Below are 21,162 nucleotides of genomic sequence, written 5' to 3' on the forward strand. Positions count from 1 at the left end.
ATAGTTATTGACTAACCTAATGACATTGATCGTATGAAGTTATTGATGATGTCACTGTGGCTGACACTAGCGACAGTGACCATAAGCCGGGCGCAGGGTAGCCTGCCGGTGTTGATTCAGGATGCCCAGACCGGTAAGCCCCTCATCGGAGCGACGGCCCGGCTGACGCCCGGCCCGGCAGGAGCGGCAGCTGACACGGCTGGTCGATTACGGCTCACCGTGCCCACACCCGGCCGCTACGTCCTTACCTGTTCGTTTGTGGGATATCAGTCGCAAACCGATAGCCTGACGCTCCCCCTGTCGGTAGACTCGCTGGTGGTAGTGCGACTTGTACCCTCGGAAGGTGAAGAACTCGATGAAATAGTCGTCACCTCGACCCGCAGTACGCGGACCATTGATGATGAACCCACGCGGGTGGAGGTTATTGCCGCCGAAGAGTTAGAAGAAAAGACCAACATGAACGCGGCTAACATCACTATGGTTCTACGAGAAACACCCGGTATCCAGGTGCAACAAACCTCCGCTACCTCGGCCAACCAGACCTTTCGTATCCAAGGCCTTGATGGGCGCTACACCCAACTGCTGCAGAACGGGTTACCCCTTTACAGCGGCTTTGCTTCGGGGCTGAGCCTCTTGCAGATTCCACCCCTGGATCTGAAACAGGTCGAGATCATCAAGGGCAGTCAATCGACTCTTTACGGCGGAGGAGCCATCGCCGGCATCGTTAACCTGGTGACCAAAGAGCCAGGTTCCGAGCGGGAAAACCTCTTGCTGTTGAATGGTACCTCCGGGGGCGGACTGGATCTGAACGGCTTTTTCAGCGGCCGGGGCGACAACCTAGGGTATACGTTGTACCTGTCGCGGAACACCCAACGAGGCTACGACCCCAACCGGGATGACTTTACCGACATTCCACAGTCGCATCGGATCACCGTCAACCCGCGCCTGTTCTGGTATCTGTCCGAGCGCACGACGGCCGACGTTGGCCTGAACGTCAGTATTGAAGATCGCACCGGCGGAGATCTGGCAGTAATCCGCGATGGAGCCACTGGTTACACCGAACGCAATACCTCGGACCGCTACACCACCCAACTCAACGTACGACATCGCCTACAGGAGCCCCTAACGCTGTATGTAAAGAACAGCCTAAGCTTCTTTGATAGAACCCTGATTACACCCGGCTATCAATTTATGGGCAAGCAACGGGCCTCCTTCACCGAGTTAGGACTCAACCGCTACGGCCAGAAGCTGGAATGGGTCGGTGGGCTAAACCTGTGGACCGACACCTTTCGTGAGCAGAACCCGCAGCCCGGCGGGTTCGTCCGCAACTACACGCTCAACACCGTGGGGGCCTTCGTGCAGAACGTCTACAAGCCCGCCGAGCGATGGACGATGGAAACGGGGCTTCGGCTGGACCGTCAGCCCACATACGGTACGTTTGTGTTGCCCCGCTTCTCGGTGCTCTTCAAAGCCGGCGACAAGCTCTCCTCCCGCCTGGGAGGTGGATTGGGCTACCGAGCCCCTACGATCTTCACCGAAGAGGCCGAGCAGCTGCTCTACCAGCGGGTGCAACCGATCGCCCCCCGCACAACTCGGGCCGAAACTTCGCAGGGCCTTAGCTGGGACGTGAACTACCGGACTCAACTGGCCGAAGACTGGAGCCTGTCGGTGAACCACCTCTTCTTCTACACCCGGATTGGGCAGCCCTTGGTGCTAGTCCAGGATGGGCTGGTGGGCTTTCGCTACCGCAATGCCAACGGCCATACCGATAGCCGGGGTTTTGAGACCAACCTGACGCTGCGCTACGGCGACGTGCGGCTCTACAGCTTCTACACCTTCACCGACACTAAACGTCATTACGAAGGCCTCAATCGACCCATTGCCTTAACCCCTCGCCACCGGGTTGGGGCCGTACTCATGTACGAGCTGGAAGGCAAGCTGCGGGTAGGCTTTGAAGCCTATTATACGGGACGCCAGGAGTTAGAAACCGGAACGCTCACGAGGCCTTACTGGACGATGGGCTTGATGGCCGAACGCCGGTGGAAACGGTTCAGTCTGTTCATTAACTTTGAAAACTTCACCGATGTACGCCTGTCGCGCTTTCAGCCGATGGTCACTGGGCCCCGGTTGCAACCACAGTTTGTCCGGGAGATCTGGGCACCCACTGAAGGGCGGATCATCAATGGGGGTCTTAAATTATTTTTATAAGCGGCTTATTAGCCCGGTAGCCAATGCACACAACAACAATTACTCATACAAAAGGAGCCCTGTGGCGCATTGCCCGGGGGCTGGCCTTATTCACCGTGCTGTACAACATCGGTGAGGGGCTGATCTCGCTCTACTTTGGCGTAAGTGACGCTGCGCTGACGCTGGCCGGTTTTGGGGCCGACAGCTTCATTGAAGTGATATCGGGGTTGGGCATACTGGCGATGATCGTCCGGTTGCAGCGCCACAAAGGCCGTGATCGAGGGCGTTTTGAGCAGTTAGCTTTACGCACCACGGGGGTTTGCTTCTACGCGCTGGTTATCCTCTTAATGGTGGGAGCGGCTCTCAGCCTCTGGCAGGGAAGGCAGCCGGAAACAACCACGGCTGGCGTAGTGATCTCCTTGATCTCAATCGGCATCATGCGGGGTCTGGCGGCCTGGAAGATCCGGACGGGTAAACGACTGCAATCAGCACCTATCATCGCCGATGGGCAGTGTACGATGGTTTGTGTTTATATGTCGGTAGTGCTGCTGGTGTCCAGCCTGCTGTATGTCTGGTTCCGTATCCCTTACATCGACGCGGCTGGCATGCTGGGCCTGGCCTGGTTCTCGCTCAAAGAAGGGCAGGAAAGCTTCGAGAAGGCAAACGGAGCGGAATGCTGCGACCGTTGTCATTAATCAAATGACCTAGGACGGAGCAGACACAACAATAAAGCCCGGCCCCATCAGGTCCAGGCTTTACGATAGCAGTCGTACGATGAACGACTATGGCTTGAGCAACTTAATCTGCTGACGCTCGGTGCGGGTATTGACCTGTAGGATCAATACCTTACCAGGGTTGTCCAGCGATAAGCTGGCTCGCTCATGAGCCTGAGCTTGAGGAATAGTTTGCTGGTATAAAATCCGGCCCTGCATGTCCGATACACGAAGCAGCACGGTCTGGCCGGTCACTCCGCTGATGTCTACTTCGGCTGATTCGGTTTCGACCGGATTGCCCAGCACCCGCACCTGTAAACCAGATGGTACTGAGCCTGTTTCGGATTGGATACGCGCTGTGCTACAGGCGACCAGCCAGTTGTAGACATATTTTGATACGGTGCTCCCCTGCCGGGCAGACAAGGTGATGACCGGGTTGTCGGTGTACAAACGCAGCGAGTAGGGGCCCGGCTCGGTAGTAGGCAAGAGTTCGTTGACTACTGAGAAACTGACAGGTTCTCCACTCACTCCAGCGTATTGGGGTGTGAATGTTACCCGCCGTTCATCCACGCCCATTGCATCGCAGCTCACCGTGGAAACCTCCGTGATTGCAAAGCCAGTGGGTATACCAAGCGGAGGATTTACCCGTAGCTCAAAGCGGGTAGCAACTGACAAACGACCCGGATCTAAAGCTGTGATGCGCACCGTACTCACCCCCGTCTGAGACGGTGTACCGCTAATCAGCGAGCCACTCAGGCTCAGTCCAGCGGGCAGGCCCAGGGCCGTAAAGTTCAGCCTTTGGGCATCGGGGTCGGAGAAGTAACTGGTCAGGTCCAGTTGGTAGGGCTGTCCCTGCAGGAGGGTCTGGCTGGGAACACCCGAGGTCACTGGTGGCTGATTAGGCGTTGCCCCCGTCTGGCAGGAGACCAGCCACTGGTAGGCGAAGCGGGCTTCGGGGTTGCCCGCCTGATTGGCCACCAGCGTAATGGCGGGGTTATCAGTATACAAACGCAGGTTATAGGGCGCTGGCTGAGTGGTGGGTAACATCTCGTTGACCACCGAAAAGTTGATAGGGTTGCTGTTGGCTCCACTGTACTGGGGCGTAAACTCCACCCGATAACCGCCCCTGGCTTCATCAATGAGCTGACAGTTGACCATATTCACCCCCGTAATGGCAAAGGAGGCTGTTCCGACGGCGCTTACCGTCACACTCACGGTGGCAGTGGCCGTTTGGGACACGGGCAGGCTGGCATCGCTGACCAGGACCGTAAAGCTATTGACACCGGTACCTAGTCCTGATACGAAGGCCGTACTGGAATTAGGAGCCATAACACCGGCTCCCACATAGCTATAGCTGTAGGGAGGAGTGCCCCCACCAACCGTGGCGGTCAGTGCAGTGGTCTCACCAACCAGCAATTGGCCTGGATTAGCCGTCAGGCTTACACTAAGTGACGCAGGCGGAATAGACGAACGAATCGTCTGATAATTTACCAGAGCCAGACCAGCTTCGCCCGTAGCTGGGTTATAACTCCTAACCTCACCATCGAAGTAGATTCCTGTTTTCGTGATCCATCCGACCCGTTCGCTGTAGCGCTGACGAAACGGATTGGTCTGCTTTCCCATAAAGAAAAACAGCGTATCACGCGTACTGAATCGTAACGCATCGAAGGTCCCGGCGGGCGTAGTCAATGTCCCGAAGGCGTCATATTTGGTTCCGGAGTGAAGCTCGTGCCGTTCGCTTCGGTCAGGCAAATACTCCTCATAGATCGATAAAAACTCATCGCCTAAGTTCAGGGGTACATCGCTGTACTTAGAAAAACCCAGATCGTCATTATCTTCCTTAAAATCAGCGCCCTGTAACGAATCGACACTATATCCGAGAGCCTCGACTTCGGTATCTTTAAGCTGATAAGCCCGATACATGATTCCCCCATCCGAATTGATACGGATGATATGCGTAGCCTCATCAATTCGAAGGTCGGCCGGTACCTGTTCAGGCGCTACAAAGTCACCTATGGTCAGGGTATCGAATATAGATTGGAAGCCAGCCGGTAAAGTCCAGCTTTGGGGTTGCTGATCGTCGGCCGGCCCGATGTTCATATCTAAAAAAGCATCATTGGCCCGTGAACTCTGCTGGATTATCTGATTGCCAGATTTGGCAAAGCGCAGGTAGTCCTCTCGATCAATGGTAACGGCGTCATCAGAAACGGTTCCAGATGCCTCCTTACGTAAACGAGCCTGCGCAGAAGCAGACAGATTAGCATAAGAAAGATCAGCAGGGGCGGCTTTCCGGGCGGCCCTGGGGTCATCAGGGGTGGAGGTACGTACGGCCTGACCCGGGTCCATGCCTGTCGGCGGGTTGCAGGTCGGGGTTCCTGCATAACCGGTAAATACCATGAAATAACCCAAAACCCAGGTTAGTCCCCAAAAAGGGTATCTGTTTTTCATATATTCTTGTTAAAATTTGGAGATGGACATTGTTTTTGGCTAATCGGCACGGCTTTAACACACTGTTCCGCCACTGGAATCAGTTGAGGTGTAACAAAGGCTGGTGGGGCAAGGCCTGCTTTCATCGAAAGCCCACTCCCAGTGATAAACCGATCCTGGCGAGTGAAAGCCCATCACCGGTCAGGAAGGGCGACCAGTACAAACGACCTTGGAGGCCCGTTTTTGCGGGCTGTAATCGCAGCCCCAGGTTGCCCGTACTGCCCAAAAGAAGAAACCCTTCTTCGTTGACTTGCACGCCGGTAAGCGGATTCGTGCCGGTACGGGTGGCGTATCCCACCGCTACGCCAGCTCCAATTTCCAGGGCAATCCGCCCTTTGCCAAGTACGTAATTGAGCAGAAACGGGGCCGTATAACCCGAGAGAGCGCCTTCACTGAAGCCGCCCATAACACCCACCCCTGCCCGCACGCCCAGGCCCGTTAGCCCCGCCCGAAAACGGGTATCATAGTTGAGCGATAGACCAGGACTACTTCCTGCAACTTCTACATAAATAGCTTTGGCGGCCCGCCCCTCAAGACCCGATTGGGCTTTGGAAGGCAGGGCCGCTAACAGCCAGCAGTATAGAAAAGGTAATTTGAGGAAGACGATGTTTTTCATTTAAAGACAGTGCGTACGTTGTTATCAACTGGCAGCCGTGGCTTTGATCGAGAGCGTAGCACCGGCCGCCGTAGGCAGCCCAGCAGCCTTAAGCAAATTGAGGTAGTACAGATCAGAAGGGTCGGTCGAGTTAGCGGCAATCTTACGGCTGAAGTTCAATGTCCGATCCGTTAACTCGTCCAGGGTCCATTGAACGGTATATTGGCTGGGCTGAGTGATCAGGGCAAAGGCTGTCTCGCTGTTGATAAATTTCCAGCTATAATTGGAGTCGACAGAACCATCTTCGTTGGTTTGCACGTAGCTGCCATCCGGCTTGAAGTTCAAGCGGAAAGCATCCAGATTAATTATGTTCTGAGCGCCCCCTCGGGTGTATCCCGGAATCGGCGTGGTGCCCAGGGTTATAGTTAAGGCTTGAATCTGCCAGCTACGGGCAATCAGTTGAGATTTAGAAACGACCGTCGGCTCGTCGTCTTTGCAACTAAAAGCTACGATAAGTAGTGAAAAGAGGAAGGCGAACTTTACAATGTGCATGGGTAGTGAATAAGTTGTTTTTATAAATCGGCAGCAAAGAAACAGGTGGAATACGTTACCGGAAATACCTCCTAGGAGGTATTTTGTAACCACAATTTGATCTCGTAATTTGCTTTATTTATGATTCGGAGCTAGACAAAATGCGTTTATCTGGTTGGTTTACTGGGCTGTGGCTTGGGGTGCTGCACGCCCTGTCGGCACAGCCTGTACTACGGATCGACCCTTCGTTTAAGGAATCTTTTCTGGTAGGTTACATGACCAGACTCGACAGTAGCCGGGCGCTATCAGCCACGGGCCTGCGGCTGCAGTTCAGCCATTTTCGTCCGGTTACCGAATCCGTTGTTAACTACGGCTCTGACCCGCGACATCATTATCTTCGTTTCACACTCTACAACAGCGGACCGGAGCCCCGTCGGCTGATTTTAAACCTTCAACAGCTTTTTTTTGAACAGGCCAACTTGTTTTTGTACGATCCGTCAGGCCAGTCGTTGGTTAAAGAGCAATATAGCAGCTGGCGGATACCCGTTGCCAGGCGGCCCTTGCCTTATCGACTCCATAACTTCCTAATTGAGCTACCTCCTCGCCAGACCGTTACGGCCGTGTTGCACACGCGGGTCAGTCCGCGCCAACGCACCAGCAAGGCATTGGTTGGCCTCTATGACGAACAGGCATTCCTGATTTATGACGCCAACGAGTTGCTGGTCCAGGGGCTCTTATACGGGTCCATTCTGCTGGTATTCTGCTTTGGGCTGACTTTCCTGATAACCGCCCGGCAAGCCATTTACGGGTTTTATTGCCTGTACACCGGCTCTCAACTGGGGTATATACTCAACATCAACGGCATTTTTGGTCAGTTATCAGACCAGACCGGTTGGCTTTCTGATCCTGTGTTTGGCGGGGTAATGGCGCTGTTTTCCAGCGCGTTTCATATAAGTTTTTATCTGCGTTTCATGCACTTCGAAGACTTCGCCCCTGCCTGGCTTTGGAAGTTAATGAATGGCCTGATTATCGGTACATTGCTCGTTGCCAGTTATATGGTATTGCAGCCAGAACAGCCGTTGCCTTTCCTGCTGGCTACGTCCATCGTTATCCTATACGTTTGCCTGCTGGTGGGTTGCCTGGGCTGGAGCATTTACCACCGCCGAAGCGAAGTCAGGGTGATTGGCCTTGCGCTCACGCCTATGCTACTGCTGTGGATTTACTACCTGTTGTCGGGCCGCGTGCTGCCGGTTTACCGGTTTCTGTTTGTATTTGCCTTTTATCCCGTGCTGGTGTTTGAAATGATTACCCTCGGTGTAAGCCTTGTCTACCGATTCAATAGCGATCGTCAGCGCATCATGGCCAAACTAGCCGAAGCCACCCAGGAAAATACCCGGCAGGTAATGCTCGCTCAGGAAGAAGAACGCCAGCAGATAGCGGCTAATCTGCACGATGACCTGGGCGGCACCTTAGCTACTTTACAGCGAGAAATCGCTATTCAAAACGAACGTTTTGGTAACCAGTTGCTTACGGCCCTGAGTATGGCGCAACAGGCTACGGTCGATCTTCGATTGATTGCCCACCATTTAATGCCCACTATTTTTTCCCAAAAAGGGTTACAGATTGCCTTGCAGGAAGCCGTTGAATTAGCGGATCGGCAGTCGACCGCCCGGGTTTTGTTTGTCTGCTCGGGTGCCCCTCGCCGATTAAATCCCGAACTGGAAATTAACGCGTATCGCATCGTTAGGGAATTGCTCACCAATGCTCTCAAACACGCCCAGGCCACGCGCATTGTCGTCCAATTGATTTTCTACCACGAGTTTCTGTACACGTCCGTAGAAGACGACGGCCCAGGCTTTTCATCCCTCCCCCACTATACCGACGCACGAGGAATTGGTTTAAAAAATGTCCGACTGCGAGCCACATACTTACAGGCAACGCTCAACATAGAAACGAACCCGTCTGGAACACTGATCACGCTGGAAATTCCCTATGACACATCATACTCAACCCACTCGCATTCTGTTAGTTGACGACCATCGACTGTTTAGTAACGGACTCAACAGCCTGCTCAGCGCCGAAGCCGATCTGGACGTAGTGGGTCAGGTTTTCGATGGCTTCGAGGTAGTCAGTGCTGTACATCGGTTACGTCCTGATGTAATCCTACTCGATATTAACCTACCCCGCCAGAATGGACAGGAACTGGTTCCCGAACTACTGCGGACGTTCCCCCATGTGCGCATCATTATGGTAACCATGTATGCCGAAAGCCACCTGGTCGACACGTTTAAGCAATTGGGTGTTCACGGCTATATGCTGAAGAACGTCGATCACCGCGAACTCCTGACAGGAATTCGGCTGGTGCGGGCCGGGGGCCGCTATTTTGACTCGTCGCTGGCAAAGCCTCACGAAACAGCCCGACATAACGATGACGCCTTCATTCGTAAGTTTCAGCTGACGCCCCGTGAGCTGGAAATTTTGCAGGGCGTTTGTACCGGGCTCAGCTCCCAGCAGTTAGCTGAGCAGCTAAACCTGAGTTACCTCACCGTAAAAAGCCACCGCCGGAATATTCATTTTAAGTTAGGAACTACCACTACTGTTGACCTGATCCGGTTTGCGCAGGAACACGGCTTAACCGCTTAGCCACATCGTCCACCTTTTTATCCTTGGCCATTCAACAACTCTATGTCGAAACAATACGTTATGCCAGGCTGGTTACTTAGCGGTTTATTATACGGAGCGGCCTGGCCATCGTTTCTTACCTTCCCTACCGGCTGGTTAGCCTGGATCGCGCTGGTACCCATGTTATTACAGATCCGTCGGGCCGCTTCATTCCGGGCTTATCTGGCGGTCACCTTACCTGTTTTTTTACTATCCTCCATACTGATTAGCTGGTGGCTGTCTTACTTTAGCCCCTGGGCGATAGGCGTTATCTGGCTTACTCAAATTCCGCTCATCTACGCACCCTTCCTTGGCCTTTATGGGCTGCAACGGCGTTTGGGCTGGCACCGCTCCATTGTGTTACTTCCCTTAATCTGGCCGGCCTGGGAGTGGTTCTGCCTTCGGGTGTCAGACTATAATCTGTGCGTAGGCATCACAGCCTACACGCAAAGCAGCCTGCCCGGATTGGTGCAGTACGCTGATCTGACGGGGATGTGGGGCATTTCAGCCTGGGTGATGGGCCTTAACGTTTTCCTGGCTCTCCTGCTTGATAGAGCCCAGCGGCAGCGCTGGCCCCTCAGCTACCTATTTTCCCGGTTGTCGCTGACTATCGGGGTCTGTGTAGGCATTCCCGCTTTATATGGTTGGTACGTTACGGAATTGGTTCCTCAGCAAATCGTACGGGGCCGTTCTCCCGTAAACGTAGCGCTCTTACAGACCAATCGTAATTCGTACGAAAAGCTTACGCCCAAAACGGTCAGTGGTTTAATTAATGAATTGCTCATGTTGAGTCAAAAGGCGGTGACGACCCAGCCCGACCTACTGATTACGCCGGAAGCAAGCCTGCCTATTCCGCTGCTACAAGACCCGTTATTGTCAAGACAGATCCGCGATTTTGTTAGAGCTGTAAACACACCTTTGGCGGCTGGCTTCTTTGAATGGACCCGGCAAGGGTACTACAACGAAGCATTCTTGTTTACCCCCAATTAAGTCGTGTTTATAACCAGCTAGGCCTGAAACCATCAGATCTGCAAGTGTATCATAAGCAACATGCACTGGCGTTTGCCGAAACCATGCCCTGGCCAATTAGTCTTTACCAGAAATCGCTGTTTGGCGACAGGGCTATGCTCACCGGTGAAGACCCTTATTTGTTTCGGTTTACGGATCGTCGGAACGAAGAATGTCGAATGGCGATTGGTATCTGTTACGAGCAAATGTATCCGACAACCATTGCTCGCTTAACGGCGCAAGGCGCTCAGGTACTTACGTTCATGATGAACGATGGGTGGTTCTTCGACTCACCCGGCGCTGTCCAGTTGCTCCAGTTCTCCCGGCTGCGGGCCATTGAAAACCGTCGTAGTATTGCCCGATGTTCGAACCAGGGCTTTTCGGGGTATATAGATCCCTTTGGGCGCATCGTTGAGCTACTTCCCCGCCGACAGGCTGCCACCGCAACATTTAGTATCCGATGCAACAATCGGCTCAGTTTTTACACGCGACATCCCGATTGGTTTCCCCTTGGTTGTGTGCTTCTGTTTGTCGTGTTGACGACCTGGTTCTGGCTACGGCTGCGTAAAGCGCGCGAGGTTCGGCAGTGGCCCTAAGAAATTACTGAAGGCCCGTTACCTTTGCTGACCAAACCCTTCCGTATGCAACCGACTGACCCTGCCCTGGTCCATCTGGCCCAGGACCCAACGATGGCCCGTATCATCGCCGAAACGCCAGCCCCGAAAATTTTCAACGACTACGCCGACGACGTTTATCTGGCCCTACTCGAAAGCATTGTCTCACAGCAGATTTCTGTGAAAGCGGCCGACGCTATTTTCGGGCGCTTTCGGGCCTTGTTTCCCGACGGTTACCCACAAGCCGATGCTCTTTTGCTGAAAACAACCGATGAGTTACGTAGCGCGGGTTTATCGTTTCAGAAAATTAAGTATTTACAAAGTGTTGCCGAGTTCTCGCTGGCCCAGTCGGGCGCGACCCCGGCCTTCGACCGGGCGCACCTCGACCCGATGACCGACGAAGAAATTGTGCAGTATCTGTTACCCATTAAGGGCGTTGGCCGCTGGACGGTCGAGATGCTCTTGATGTTTGTGCTGAACCGACCTGACGTTTTTCCGATTGATGATTTAGTGATTCGACAGCGCATGGTTCTGGCTTATCCCGACCGAACCGAAGGGCTAACAGGTCGCGCTTTGTACAAGGTGTTGCAGGAAATTGCGGCTCCCTGGCGTCCGTACCGAACAACGGCCAGCCGGTATCTGTGGCGCTGGAAACCACAATCTTAACGAACTGGTTAATCAGCTATAATCGCTAATGCGGACAAACTTGCCGTTTCTCCTTTCAAACAGGCTCACACCCCGGAGCTGTACTTGTTGCCCCGCTTTCAAACCATTGGGCAAATCTTGCGCCAGTGTTGCCTGATAATCAATCTCTACAGCAGCAGACTCCTCGCTCAACACCGAAAAGCGAATAATCTGTTTACGTTCCGAGAAGTAGCTCAACGATTGGCGGGCAATGGTTTCGAACTCCTCTTTAGTGGTTGTTACGGTAGTACCTGACGAGTTAGAGACATTTTCGAAAAGGATTTGATCATCCAACAAAGCCAGCATGGCCGGTACGTCCTTGGCGTTGTAGGCCTTGATATAATTCAGAATAGCTTCTTCCATACGACTGTCTGATAGGCGATCAAAGGTCACAATTAATTAAATATGTGACTCTTGGAGCTTCGTCCATACTTTATTGTATTAGGAATGTGTTTCCTCTTTTGTGCCGGTGAAAGTCATAACCGTTTAACCCTAACCGCTACTTTCGATTCCACTTTGACCAGTACCTGTACTCCGTCGGGACGAACAACCAGCCGCTGAGGTACCATCCTGAATGCGTTGATATCCAGGTCCGTTTTGCGTCCTGCTTTGGCGCGCGTGAAGGCGGTTTCTATTTTATTCGGGATCACCGAAATTTCCTGGCGTAAGGGTACTACCATAACCGACTGAAGCGTATCACGGAGATGGTCGTGCAGAAGCCAATCAGCGGTGGCAAATAGCCGTTCTTTTGTGTCTACGTCGAAGTCCAGATTTTTCACGCGGAGGGTATTCGTCAGTGTATCGTATGCGGGTTCACCATGGAAATACAGCGTTCCGTTCACAGATCCGCTAACGTCCATTTTTACAAATAGTGATCGCCCACCGCCATATACGGTTGCTTTACCTACCTTCACCTCACCCCCAGCCAGCTTTAATTTTTGATTATCAATCGTCTGCATCAACACCCGGTTGAGGTCTGTGTAGGGAATGTGAGCCAGCACCTGGAGCCGCGAGGCCTCGGGCAGCCTGATCCGTCGTAATAACCTGGGCAGTCGCTCGAGGGTTAGGCTGTCGGGCTTGGGACCAAACCTGGTATCAACCCGGAAAGCGATTTGTAAAGGAACCGTAATTTGTTTTTTGTTGCCATAAACGGGCGCTGCCGCCACACTAAACGGCCGGGGAACAATCCAGATTTCTTCGGGCGTTTTACTAATTCGAAGCGGATTTTGCAGATCACGCCAGATGCCCTTAACGTAGCGGTCGAGCCTTAATTCAGAGTGAACGGCTTTATCGATAGCGGCTTCAATGTCGGCCCGGCGCTTATCGAGGATGTTTTCAGCAAATTTGGTCACGCCAATCTTTAAGCCAACCAACCGAACGGTCGGCCGTTCAATCCACTGGTAGTTTTCGAAGCGGGAGCGTGTGGTTAACCGCCAGTTAGGAGCAATAGTAAGAGGGCTCGCAAAATTAACCGACAGAGCGCAAAGCTGACGTTGTTTACGTTTCTTTCGCAACCCAATTGGATTGCTGTACAACACTCGTAGAGGAGCCGAAAAAGACACCCGCCTATTTGCGTATTGAATGTGCACTGGGCCGGTTCGCTCCACACGTAACCGCCAGGCTTCTCCTTTCTTTCCTTCAAAGGTTTCCTCCGACACCAGCACCTGACCCAGTGCCTGGTTGATCTTATGCTCTAAGTCCCGAATGTTGAACGTAACGTTGCCAGCTACGTACGAGATAGGATCAGGAATTGACGGCTCAAAATCGGCGGCAAAGGGAGCTTTAGGCCGCACACGATGACAACCTACGGCCGTAACCAAAGCCGTAGTCACAAATAAAAATCCGATAATTCGTCGAGCGTTCACAGGGTTTATTAACCATTCACTGCTACAACAAACTACCGGATTATCAAATTGTTAGCCTATAAAATCTGTAGTCTTTATCTCTTATTAGAGACAGACACGGTGGTATTCGTAGCACAACCGCATCCTTTTCCGCACCCCGCCTGCTTCTTCGAAAAGCTTCGATAGGCTCTAACAGCCAGAAAACCAACAGCGGCCACAAAAACTAAGATAATAATGAACTCCTGCATACAGATGACGGCGGTAACCCGCAGCTACGCTTGTCTTTCCGAAAAAACGTTTTTTTACGCCAGGATAGTTCTCGCTATCCGCACCAATCAATTAGTGTCAATCTTGCTCATTCGTCTCTGTCCATCCGTTCCGAACGGCCAACCGGTATACGTGCTGATAATGGTGTTCGCCGTGCCAGGCATACGATCCAATTACCTCCGATAAGGGCACCGACCGCTTACTGTCAGGGTGGTAATACGTTCGTTGCAGGTCTTCGTGAGTTAATCCCGAGAGGAGCACGACCCAACGCTGGTGCAGGTTTCGGAGAATGACCAACGAAGGCGCAATATCCAACGTAGAATCGGGCAGTTTAGCCCATTCCCCTTCTTCATAGGGTTTGATCGTCGGATTATCTTCAGTCAGCGCCAGCTTCGTGCGCACATACGCATTGATATGACTGTCGGCCACATGGTGCACGAGCTGCCGTACTGTCCAGCCACCCGGTCGGTAGGGCGTATCAAGTCGATCGTCTCCCCACTTGCCAACTAACTCGGTTAGTTTAATGGGCAGTTGATCAATAGCCTCGACCTGCTGCTTTATTTCTTCGAACGAGACCGGTTTTCCGTGATCGAATTTACCAATTGGGTATCGGAGGATTTCGATGTCTTCCATAGTGTATGGTTTACAATGCTTTGTTTATTGTTTACCGTGTTACTGCCAATACGTTCGAATCGCCTGCATCAATTCGGGATGGACTCCACAACCCGCTACCACATCGCCCCGAAACAGAAACTCGTCTCCTCCGTCGAAGTCGGTCACCAGCCCTCCGGCCTCTTTCACCAGCAGAACGCCAGCGGCCATGTCCCACGAGTTGAGGTTGTACTCGTAAAACGCTTCGAACCGACCAGCGGCTACGTAGGCCAGATCGATGGCAGCCGAGCCCATTCGGCGTAACCCATGAGTTTGCTGCATCAGCGACTCCAGAATCTGTAGGTATTTCTGCATCTGGTCGAAGCTGTAATACGGAAATCCGGTAGCAATCAGGCTTTCGTTCAACTGGGTCGCGGGGGAAACCTGCATGGGAATACCATTGCAATACGCCCCTCCGCCCTGCCAGGCCAAAAAGCTTTCGTCACGATTGGGGTCATACACCACCCCGGCAATGGGCGTACTGCCCTGCGCCAACCCAATACTCACCGAAAACACCGGCAATCCGTGAATAAAATTGGCGGTACCGTCGAGGGGATCAATGATCCAGTTCAACGCCGATGGGTCGGCCTCTTGCCCAGTTGTGCCTTCTTCAGTAATAAAACCGGCTTCGGGCAGTAGCTCACTCAGGCGCTCGACTAACTGTTTTTCTGTTTCTTTATCTACGTAAGAGACTAAATTGTTCAGCCCTTTGTATTCAATGGCCTCGCGCTGAAACTGGGTTCGCTCCTGAAGCAGGAAGGCCCCGGCGCTGGTAGCGATCATACCGATTTCGTGCGCGAGTGTAGCTAAGTCGTTTATCATCAGGTATAAAAACAGGTTTACTAAATGAGTTTATAGTGTTGGTAAGCTGATGACTCAGCCGCTTAGGTTTATTTGTAAACATGCTTTTGCTTTCACTAAAAGCGGTTTTGAGTGAGCGCTGTTGAGCGAAGTTTGAAACTTCGCTCTGGTGTTATCCGGTCTTGGACCGGAGTATGTCGACGTTCTACTCCGGTCCAAGACCGGATAACACCAGAGCATAGTCTGAGACTATGCTCAACAGTCTCTTGAGCATCAACAATCTCTTAACCCAACTGTTCCTAAAGAAATCGCTCCGATAACGCGACGAACCGTTACCGGAGCGATGTAAGAGTAGTCCGTTTGCTACGTTAGTCAACTCGCCAAAAGAGGTATTATAGTGGAATCTGTTCAAACACAACCGCGGGCTGGTCCTGGTTCTTGAACGCCTTTCGGGGGCGAATGTTCAACGTCTGGAATAACTGCTGATCAGCATCTTCGTTAGGGTTGGGCGTTGTCAGGAGTTTGTCACCAGCAAAAATCGAGTTCGCTCCGGCCAGAAAGCACAAGGCCTGCTCTTCGGCGTTCATCCGAACGCGCCCCGCCGACAAACGGACCATCGCTTTGGGCATAATGATTCGGGCGGTGGCAATCATGCGAATCATTTCCCAGACTGACACCCGCGGCTGGTCTTCCAACGGAGTACCTTCTACCGGCACCAACGCATTGACCGGCACCGACTCAGGGTGCTGCGGTAAAGTAGCTAATGTGTGTAACATGCCGATGCGGTCCTGATCGGATTCGCCCATGCCGATGATACCACCTGAGCAAACCGAAATACCGGCTTTGCGGGCGTGGCCGAGTGTATCTAAGCGATCGTCGTAGGTACGGGTGCTGATGATGTCGCCGTAGAATTCTTCGCTGGTATCGAGGTTATGGTTATAAGCGTATAAGCCAGCGTCTTTCAGCTTTTGCGCCTGGCTTTCGGTGAGCATACCAAGTGTGCAGCATACTTCGAGACCCATTTCGTTGACACCCTGCACCATCTCCAGCACTTTGTCGAAGTCGCGGTTATCGCGGACTTCGCGCCAGGCCGCGCCCATACAAAAACGCGTGCTGCCGGTATCCTTGGCCCGCTGTGCCGCTGTCAGTACCTCGTCGACTTCCATCAGCTTGTGCACTTTTACCGCGGTGTGGTAGCGAGCCGCCTGTGGGCAATACGCACAATCTTCAGGACAGCCACCAGTTTTAACCGACAGCAGTGTACAAACCTGTACTTCCTGCGGATCGTGGTGTTGACGATGCACGGTGGCGGCCCGGTAAATCAGGTCCAGAATGGGGGAGTTATAAATCTCGGCGATTTCGGCGCGGGTCCAGTCGGTACGCATAATGGTCATTATCTTGAAAGCGAAAAGTCAAATTTAGATACAGTTCATTAGGATACCAATGTTTTACGTACGTCCAAGCATGGTGGAAGTAGCCTATATACCACACCGTTATTTCTCATATATGCTTATTTGTAGCCAAAACAAACCGCTTAATAAATTACACCTCATCGAATTGACAACGGCACAACAAGCTACATATCTTTAAACCAGCGATATAACCATCATTTCTCTACTCGACTAAGAAAATCTGCCATGAAAATTGCTGTTTGGCATAATCTCCCAAGCGGTGGTGCTAGCCGTGCACTACACCAACATATCAAAGGTCTTTCCGAGCGGGGCCACCACATTGAAGTCTGGACCTCATCACTAGCAGATAGTAAGTTCCTAGATGTAGATCAGTACGTTGCCAAGACCCATATCCTTCCCCTTACCATTGCCACCCGGGTTCGGGTTGACTACATCGACAATGTGCGCTCGCTGCTTTTCCTAAACAGCACTCGTATTAAACGAATGTTAGCCTTTTGCCAGCACTGCGCGGATCAGATCGAGGAAGGCGATTTCGACATTTTGTTTGCCAATTCCTGCCACTATTTTAACATGCCTTACATTGGTCGGTTTGTTAATAAACTACCCAAACTATTGTATTTGCAGGAACCGAACCGATCGCTCTACGAAGCCTCGCCCGAACTGGTCTGGACCGGATTGCCGTCTATTCAGCAACATTACTTTGACCCGTCTTACTATTCCCAATACATTCAGGATCTGTTACATACGCACCGAGCCCGAGTCCTCGTGCGGGAAGAACTAATCAACTACCGCAGCTACGACAAAATTCTGGTTAATTCTTACTTCAGTAACGAAAGCCTGATCCGGGCGTATGGGGGTCCGGGTGAAGTGTGCTACCTCGGCATTGACCCCGCTTTGTTTCCATTTCAGAACCTTCCCCGCGAGCCTTTCGTGATGGGTCTGGGCTCCTTTCATCCACCTAAACGGGCTGATGCAGCCATTGAAGCTCTATCACGCATACCTAAGCCGCTCCGGCCAAAACTGGTGTGGGTTGGCAACATCGGGGATAAGAACTACCTCGCCAGCTTAGTAGACATGAGCCAACGACTCGGGGTTGTGTTTGAACCACGCCAATACGTGTCTCAAGATGAGTTAGTCCATTTACTGAACACAGCCTCCTGCTTATTGTACACATCAGCGCTTGAACCGTTTGGTTTTGCGCCACTCGAAGCTAATGCCTGCGGCCTGCCTGTTGTTGCCATCGGCGAAGGAGGGGTTCGCGAAACGGTGATCGATGGTTACAATGGATTAATTACGACCCGGAATCAAAACGATATTGCAGCTGCTCTTCAGCGGGTGCTAACCGACTCAGCCTTGTTTGAGCGATTGTCAGCCAATGGCCGCCAAATTGTGACAGAGAAATGGAGTATTAATGACGCCGTCAATCGATTAGAAGACGCTCTGTACGCGACACTTAACTCTAGAGTAGCCAGGACACCCAGTTTATAAGAAGGTAAACCAGCTGTCAGCTACACCGAACGTATATAACTATGCGTCAATAAACAGGCCATTCTATTTCGGTAATATTTCCGGTTTAATTTACTATATAATATACCGATCAGGTAGGATTTTTATCTTTTACAGTTTTACCTTTGCTACATGCCTAAGCAAGACACTTAGAGCTAACATCAATCCGGTAGTAGCAGACTTAAAACGCCTGTATCCGATGAAAGCAAATCAAAAGCTAAGAGGTTTAGGGCCACGTATTAAGCTATTGAAACGGCATGTGATCGAATGGAGTGATTTGCTGGAGCAACAAAAGCAAATTCGTCGATTAGCCCAGGAACAAGCTAATCGACAATCATCCAGTCATTGTGTTGGTAAAATGGCTATGCTGGAACAGGTGACTAATCAAGTTTTCTGGCTTACTCAATTGAGTATACGCCATACCGAAGAACGCCAACAGCTGAAAGCTCGTCACCAGCAGGAAGAAGTTGATCTGGAGCAAATCATTAATATGCTCAAATAAAATTCAACTTTTACTTCTGTACTAAAGTCCTGTAAAAGACTCATAAGGTGTAGCCCGGACGTCCACGTCCGGGCTACTACCCTTTAGAACAAATCTGAAGAAAAACACAGAATTTCAAACAGCCACCAGCCACTCTGGACCATTTCACTTCACTCCAAACAATAACCTCGTCAACTTAAAAGGTCGAATCAACAGTAAATAAATAGCTGCGCAAACGGCTAATGACGAAAGGCTTACGATCAGAAACCCATCATAAACGCCCAGACTGGTTCGGGTCAATACGTAATAGCCAATGATGACAATAACGGTTTGATGCAGGATGTAAAACGGATAAACGGCTTCATTCAGGTGGCGGAGAATGGGTCGGTTTACGTTCAAATAACGATAGCTGTACGCTACCGTAGCCAGCACTGAAAACCAAGTGAGTCCGAGTTTGTCAAAACTATACAATGTCGTGAGCAACCTGGAACCATCAATTCGGTCATAGGTAAGCATAACAGGTGCAGCGTACATAATCAATGAACAAACAAGGGTAGCCACCAGAAAGTAATGCCGTTGGTCCGTAATGGTTTGCCAGAAATCTTGACGGCTAACCAGTACGTAGCCTAACCAGAAGAGAATAAGATTTTTTACGAAATACGACCAGTCATCGATTAAGGCATGAGTTTCATCGGGGAAAAAGCCCCCTAACGCCACATCGTTCAACAATAGCAGCACAACCAGCCACATAGCTCCTCCCGGCTTAGTAATCAGCCGACCAACCCGGTCAGTAAAACGTTGCCCACCCGCACTCTTCAGCCAACCGAACACCGGAATACTGAGTAGCGAATACAGAAACAGATACGCCACGAACCAGAGGTGATGCCAACTGAAGGCACCTCCAGTTCCTCCATCGTGGTAGGGTTGAAAATTGAAAACTTCCGGATAAAACTCGGCATAGCTTCCGCTGAATCTTCCCCGGAAAATCCATTCCGTATAAATCTGGGGCGGCACAATGACAAACATGCCGAAGACAAGGGGAATGAATAACCGCCGGATACGTTCCCCAGCGTAGGTTCCTGAGGAGCGCTTTCTCAACGCAAAGAAGGCGCCAGCACCCGATATAAAAAACAGCAATGGCATCCGCCAATTATGCAACCATCGCATGACCTGTTCGAAGACGGCACTAGTGTCCTGGCTTTGTATGTGCCAGCCCCAGGACACGTAAATCATGCCGGTATGATAGAACAGTAAGGTGATGATGGCGATGACACGTAACCAGTCGAGGTCATACCGCCGTTGGGTGTTTAAGACGGCAGGTTCAGGATGCAACGGTGAAGCAGAAGCGATTTGGGCTTGCATGGATTTATTCGGTTTCATGAGCCAAAATTGGCCTTGCTGCGTCCCATTCGTCCTATTTGCCGACAACTACGAAGTTCGCGCCGACCGGGACGAAGTAACTGCCGACCGAAACTGAGCCGGCGTCTGGCCCGTCAGCCGCTTAAAGGCAGTATGAAAGGCTGAGGGAGAATTGTACCCAACGCGCTCAGCAATCTCGTCGATTTTCAAATTGGCCGTCATCGGATCGTGCAGTAGACGCTGGGCTTCGGCAATGCGGTAGGTAGCCAGCCAGTCAAAGAAGTTTTGGCCGAGCCGGTCGTTGAGCAGTTGCGACAGATGATGCGGACTGGTGTCTACTTGCTGGGCTAGCTTAGGCAGCGACAGATCCGGCTGAAGATGGGGTTTCTCGGTATCGACTATCCGATTCAACTTGGCCAGAACAGCCTCTTCAACTTCTTCCGACAATGATGATTTCTCGTATTTCTTTCGGGGTTCAAGAGCGGCTTCCTCCAACGGTGGTACGTCGCTACCAGCCAGAGCGGGTTGGGATTCGTGCTCAAAAAAGTTAGACCCACGCATGACCAGAAAACTGATTGTATAAATGGTTACGGCCATATATGTCGCTAGCAGATAATCGCCCAGATCGTTGTAAAACTGTGGTTTTACCAGTACAATTAAGAGAGATACCAACGCATATAACCAGCTTAGGACCCGTAATGCATTTATCTTGGTCGATGTTCGCAAAGCCACGTCCTGACGAGTGGCATTTCGGATGGTTAACAAAGCCAGTACTGCATACACTATGCAGCTCACTAACGTCATCTCATTGATAATGTCACGCAGGCCCGTAAAATCTTCTTTTAGATACAACTTCACTGCAACAAAAGTCAGCTCAGGATGCCATGAATCGAGGTAGGAGTTGTATTTGAACTCAACAGGCTGGTAAATCCAGGTTATGGCGTTTACCAGCCAGATAGCAAACGGCACGAAATGCCATCCCCACCAGCGTGGTAAGCGCTGCCAGATGCGGCTGTACACATAACCATAAAACAAAGGGCCGAGCACAAAATTGAACGGCTCGGCAAGATCTACAGTCCACAAGATGCGGAACGTGTAGTTTGTGTAGTTCAGGAAGATTTCGGCGCTGATAGCCGCCAACGCCAGGGTAAACCAGCCCAGGCAGCGGTTAGCAACGCTCTTGGCGCGTGAGCCCGTTAGAAAAAATACACCAAGGAATACCCCCTGCGCCACCCCCAGGAGAATGATCAGGGCGAATAGATCAAGATGGACTGGTAGGGTTTGCATCAGCGACTTCATTGATAACGCAAGGTAAAAAAAAGACCTGCAAGGTTCATAAAAACCTTACAGGTCCGGACCAC

20 protein-coding genes are annotated in these 21,162 nt (G+C 51.7%); 9 read left to right on the forward strand and 11 right to left on the reverse strand.

The window, feature by feature from the left end:
• Positions 1 to 33: 33 nt before the first annotated feature.
• Positions 34 to 2,208 carry a TonB-dependent receptor gene (locus ACFSUS_RS15190; protein WP_381523964.1) on the forward strand — a complete coding sequence of 725 codons (2,175 nt, stop codon included), beginning with the start codon at positions 34 to 36 and terminating at the stop codon, positions 2,206 to 2,208.
• Positions 2,209 to 2,231: 23 nt separating this feature from the next.
• Entirely contained in the window at positions 2,232 to 2,882 is a 651-nt protein-coding gene (locus ACFSUS_RS15195; RefSeq protein ID WP_381523966.1) for a cation transporter, read from the forward strand.
• Positions 2,883 to 2,969: 87 nt separating this feature from the next.
• On the opposite strand, the gene ACFSUS_RS15200 is transcribed toward ACFSUS_RS15195, so the two are convergent.
• The 3 genes from ACFSUS_RS15200 to ACFSUS_RS15210 all read right to left on the reverse strand — a co-directional run bounded on the left by ACFSUS_RS15200 (position 2,970) and on the right by ACFSUS_RS15210 (position 6,534).
• On the reverse strand, positions 2,970 to 5,348 hold the full coding sequence (locus tag ACFSUS_RS15200; RefSeq protein ID WP_381523968.1) for an Ig domain-containing protein: 2,379 nt from the start codon (positions 5,346 to 5,348) through the stop codon (positions 2,970 to 2,972).
• Positions 5,349 to 5,469: 121 nt separating this feature from the next.
• Positions 5,470 to 6,003 (reverse strand): hypothetical protein, encoded by a 534-nt coding sequence (locus ACFSUS_RS15205; RefSeq protein ID WP_381523970.1) that lies wholly within the window; start codon positions 6,001 to 6,003, stop codon positions 5,470 to 5,472.
• Between the two features lie 24 nt (positions 6,004 to 6,027).
• Positions 6,028 to 6,534 carry a hypothetical protein gene (locus tag ACFSUS_RS15210; protein WP_381523972.1) on the reverse strand — a complete coding sequence of 169 codons (507 nt, stop codon included), beginning with the start codon at positions 6,532 to 6,534 and terminating at the stop codon, positions 6,028 to 6,030.
• A gap of 140 nt (positions 6,535 to 6,674) precedes the next feature.
• Between ACFSUS_RS15210 and ACFSUS_RS15215 the strand changes: the two genes are divergently transcribed.
• From ACFSUS_RS15215 to ACFSUS_RS15235, 5 genes are read left to right on the forward strand one after another with little or no spacing between them, the layout of a single operon-like run.
• Positions 6,675 to 8,546, forward strand: a complete 1,872-nt coding sequence (locus ACFSUS_RS15215) for a sensor histidine kinase (RefSeq protein ID WP_381523974.1) — start codon at positions 6,675 to 6,677, stop codon at positions 8,544 to 8,546.
• Entirely contained in the window at positions 8,506 to 9,156 is a 651-nt protein-coding gene (locus ACFSUS_RS15220) for a response regulator (protein ID WP_381523976.1), read from the forward strand. Before ACFSUS_RS15215 ends, ACFSUS_RS15220 begins: the two co-directional genes overlap by 41 nt.
• 42 nt (positions 9,157 to 9,198) lie before the next feature.
• Positions 9,199 to 10,164, forward strand: coding sequence for a hypothetical protein (locus ACFSUS_RS15225; RefSeq protein ID WP_381523978.1), 966 nt, complete (start codon positions 9,199 to 9,201; stop codon positions 10,162 to 10,164).
• Positions 10,165 to 10,208: 44 nt separating this feature from the next.
• Positions 10,209 to 10,778 carry a nitrilase-related carbon-nitrogen hydrolase gene (locus tag ACFSUS_RS15230; protein WP_381523980.1) on the forward strand — a complete coding sequence of 190 codons (570 nt, stop codon included), beginning with the start codon at positions 10,209 to 10,211 and terminating at the stop codon, positions 10,776 to 10,778.
• Between the two features lie 45 nt (positions 10,779 to 10,823).
• Positions 10,824 to 11,462, forward strand: coding sequence for a DNA-3-methyladenine glycosylase family protein (locus tag ACFSUS_RS15235; RefSeq protein WP_381523982.1), 639 nt, complete (start codon positions 10,824 to 10,826; stop codon positions 11,460 to 11,462).
• A 12-nt stretch (positions 11,463 to 11,474) separates the two neighbouring features.
• Here ACFSUS_RS15235 and ACFSUS_RS15240 read toward each other — a convergent pair whose 3' ends face one another.
• The 6 genes from ACFSUS_RS15240 to bioB form a co-directional block, all read right to left on the reverse strand.
• On the reverse strand, positions 11,475 to 11,843 hold the full coding sequence (locus ACFSUS_RS15240; protein WP_381523984.1) for a nuclear transport factor 2 family protein: 369 nt from the start codon (positions 11,841 to 11,843) through the stop codon (positions 11,475 to 11,477).
• A 113-nt stretch (positions 11,844 to 11,956) separates the two neighbouring features.
• On the reverse strand, positions 11,957 to 13,345 hold the full coding sequence (locus ACFSUS_RS15245) for a DUF4403 family protein (RefSeq protein ID WP_381523986.1): 1,389 nt from the start codon (positions 13,343 to 13,345) through the stop codon (positions 11,957 to 11,959).
• A 74-nt stretch (positions 13,346 to 13,419) separates the two neighbouring features.
• Positions 13,420 to 13,572 carry a FeoB-associated Cys-rich membrane protein gene (locus tag ACFSUS_RS15250; RefSeq protein WP_381523988.1) on the reverse strand — a complete coding sequence of 51 codons (153 nt, stop codon included), beginning with the start codon at positions 13,570 to 13,572 and terminating at the stop codon, positions 13,420 to 13,422.
• A gap of 97 nt (positions 13,573 to 13,669) precedes the next feature.
• Positions 13,670 to 14,224, reverse strand: coding sequence for a YfiT family bacillithiol transferase (locus ACFSUS_RS15255; protein ID WP_381523990.1), 555 nt, complete (start codon positions 14,222 to 14,224; stop codon positions 13,670 to 13,672).
• A gap of 39 nt (positions 14,225 to 14,263) precedes the next feature.
• Complete coding sequence (locus ACFSUS_RS15260; RefSeq protein WP_381523993.1) at positions 14,264 to 15,064, reverse strand: inositol monophosphatase family protein; 801 nt, start codon at positions 15,062 to 15,064, stop codon at positions 14,264 to 14,266.
• A gap of 371 nt (positions 15,065 to 15,435) precedes the next feature.
• Positions 15,436 to 16,437: a biotin synthase BioB gene (gene bioB, locus ACFSUS_RS15265; protein ID WP_381523994.1), complete on the reverse strand. Its 1,002-nt coding sequence runs from the start codon at positions 16,435 to 16,437 to the stop codon at positions 15,436 to 15,438.
• Between the two features lie 243 nt (positions 16,438 to 16,680).
• Here bioB and ACFSUS_RS15270 point away from each other — a divergent pair, with 243 nt between their 5' ends.
• Together ACFSUS_RS15270 and ACFSUS_RS15275 are read left to right on the forward strand one after the other, a co-directional pair.
• The gene (locus ACFSUS_RS15270) at positions 16,681 to 17,943 is read left to right on the forward strand and encodes a glycosyltransferase family 4 protein (protein WP_381523996.1); all 1,263 of its coding nucleotides are present in this window, start codon (positions 16,681 to 16,683) and stop codon (positions 17,941 to 17,943) included.
• 217 nt (positions 17,944 to 18,160) lie between these two features.
• Positions 18,161 to 18,463 carry a hypothetical protein gene (locus ACFSUS_RS15275; protein WP_381523998.1) on the forward strand — a complete coding sequence of 101 codons (303 nt, stop codon included), beginning with the start codon at positions 18,161 to 18,163 and terminating at the stop codon, positions 18,461 to 18,463.
• A 144-nt stretch (positions 18,464 to 18,607) separates the two neighbouring features.
• Here the strand turns inward: ACFSUS_RS15275 and ACFSUS_RS15280 are convergent, their stop codons facing one another.
• Positions 18,608 to 19,804 (reverse strand): acyltransferase family protein, encoded by a 1,197-nt coding sequence (locus ACFSUS_RS15280; RefSeq protein WP_381523999.1) that lies wholly within the window; start codon positions 19,802 to 19,804, stop codon positions 18,608 to 18,610.
• Positions 19,805 to 19,870: 66 nt separating this feature from the next.
• Entirely contained in the window at positions 19,871 to 21,088 is a 1,218-nt protein-coding gene (locus ACFSUS_RS15285; protein ID WP_381524001.1) for a helix-turn-helix domain-containing protein, read from the reverse strand.
• Positions 21,089 to 21,162: the final 74 nt, after the last annotated feature.

Source organism: Spirosoma soli, from assembly GCF_042684525.1.
Taxonomy (GTDB): domain Bacteria; phylum Bacteroidota; class Bacteroidia; order Cytophagales; family Spirosomataceae; genus Spirosoma; species Spirosoma soli.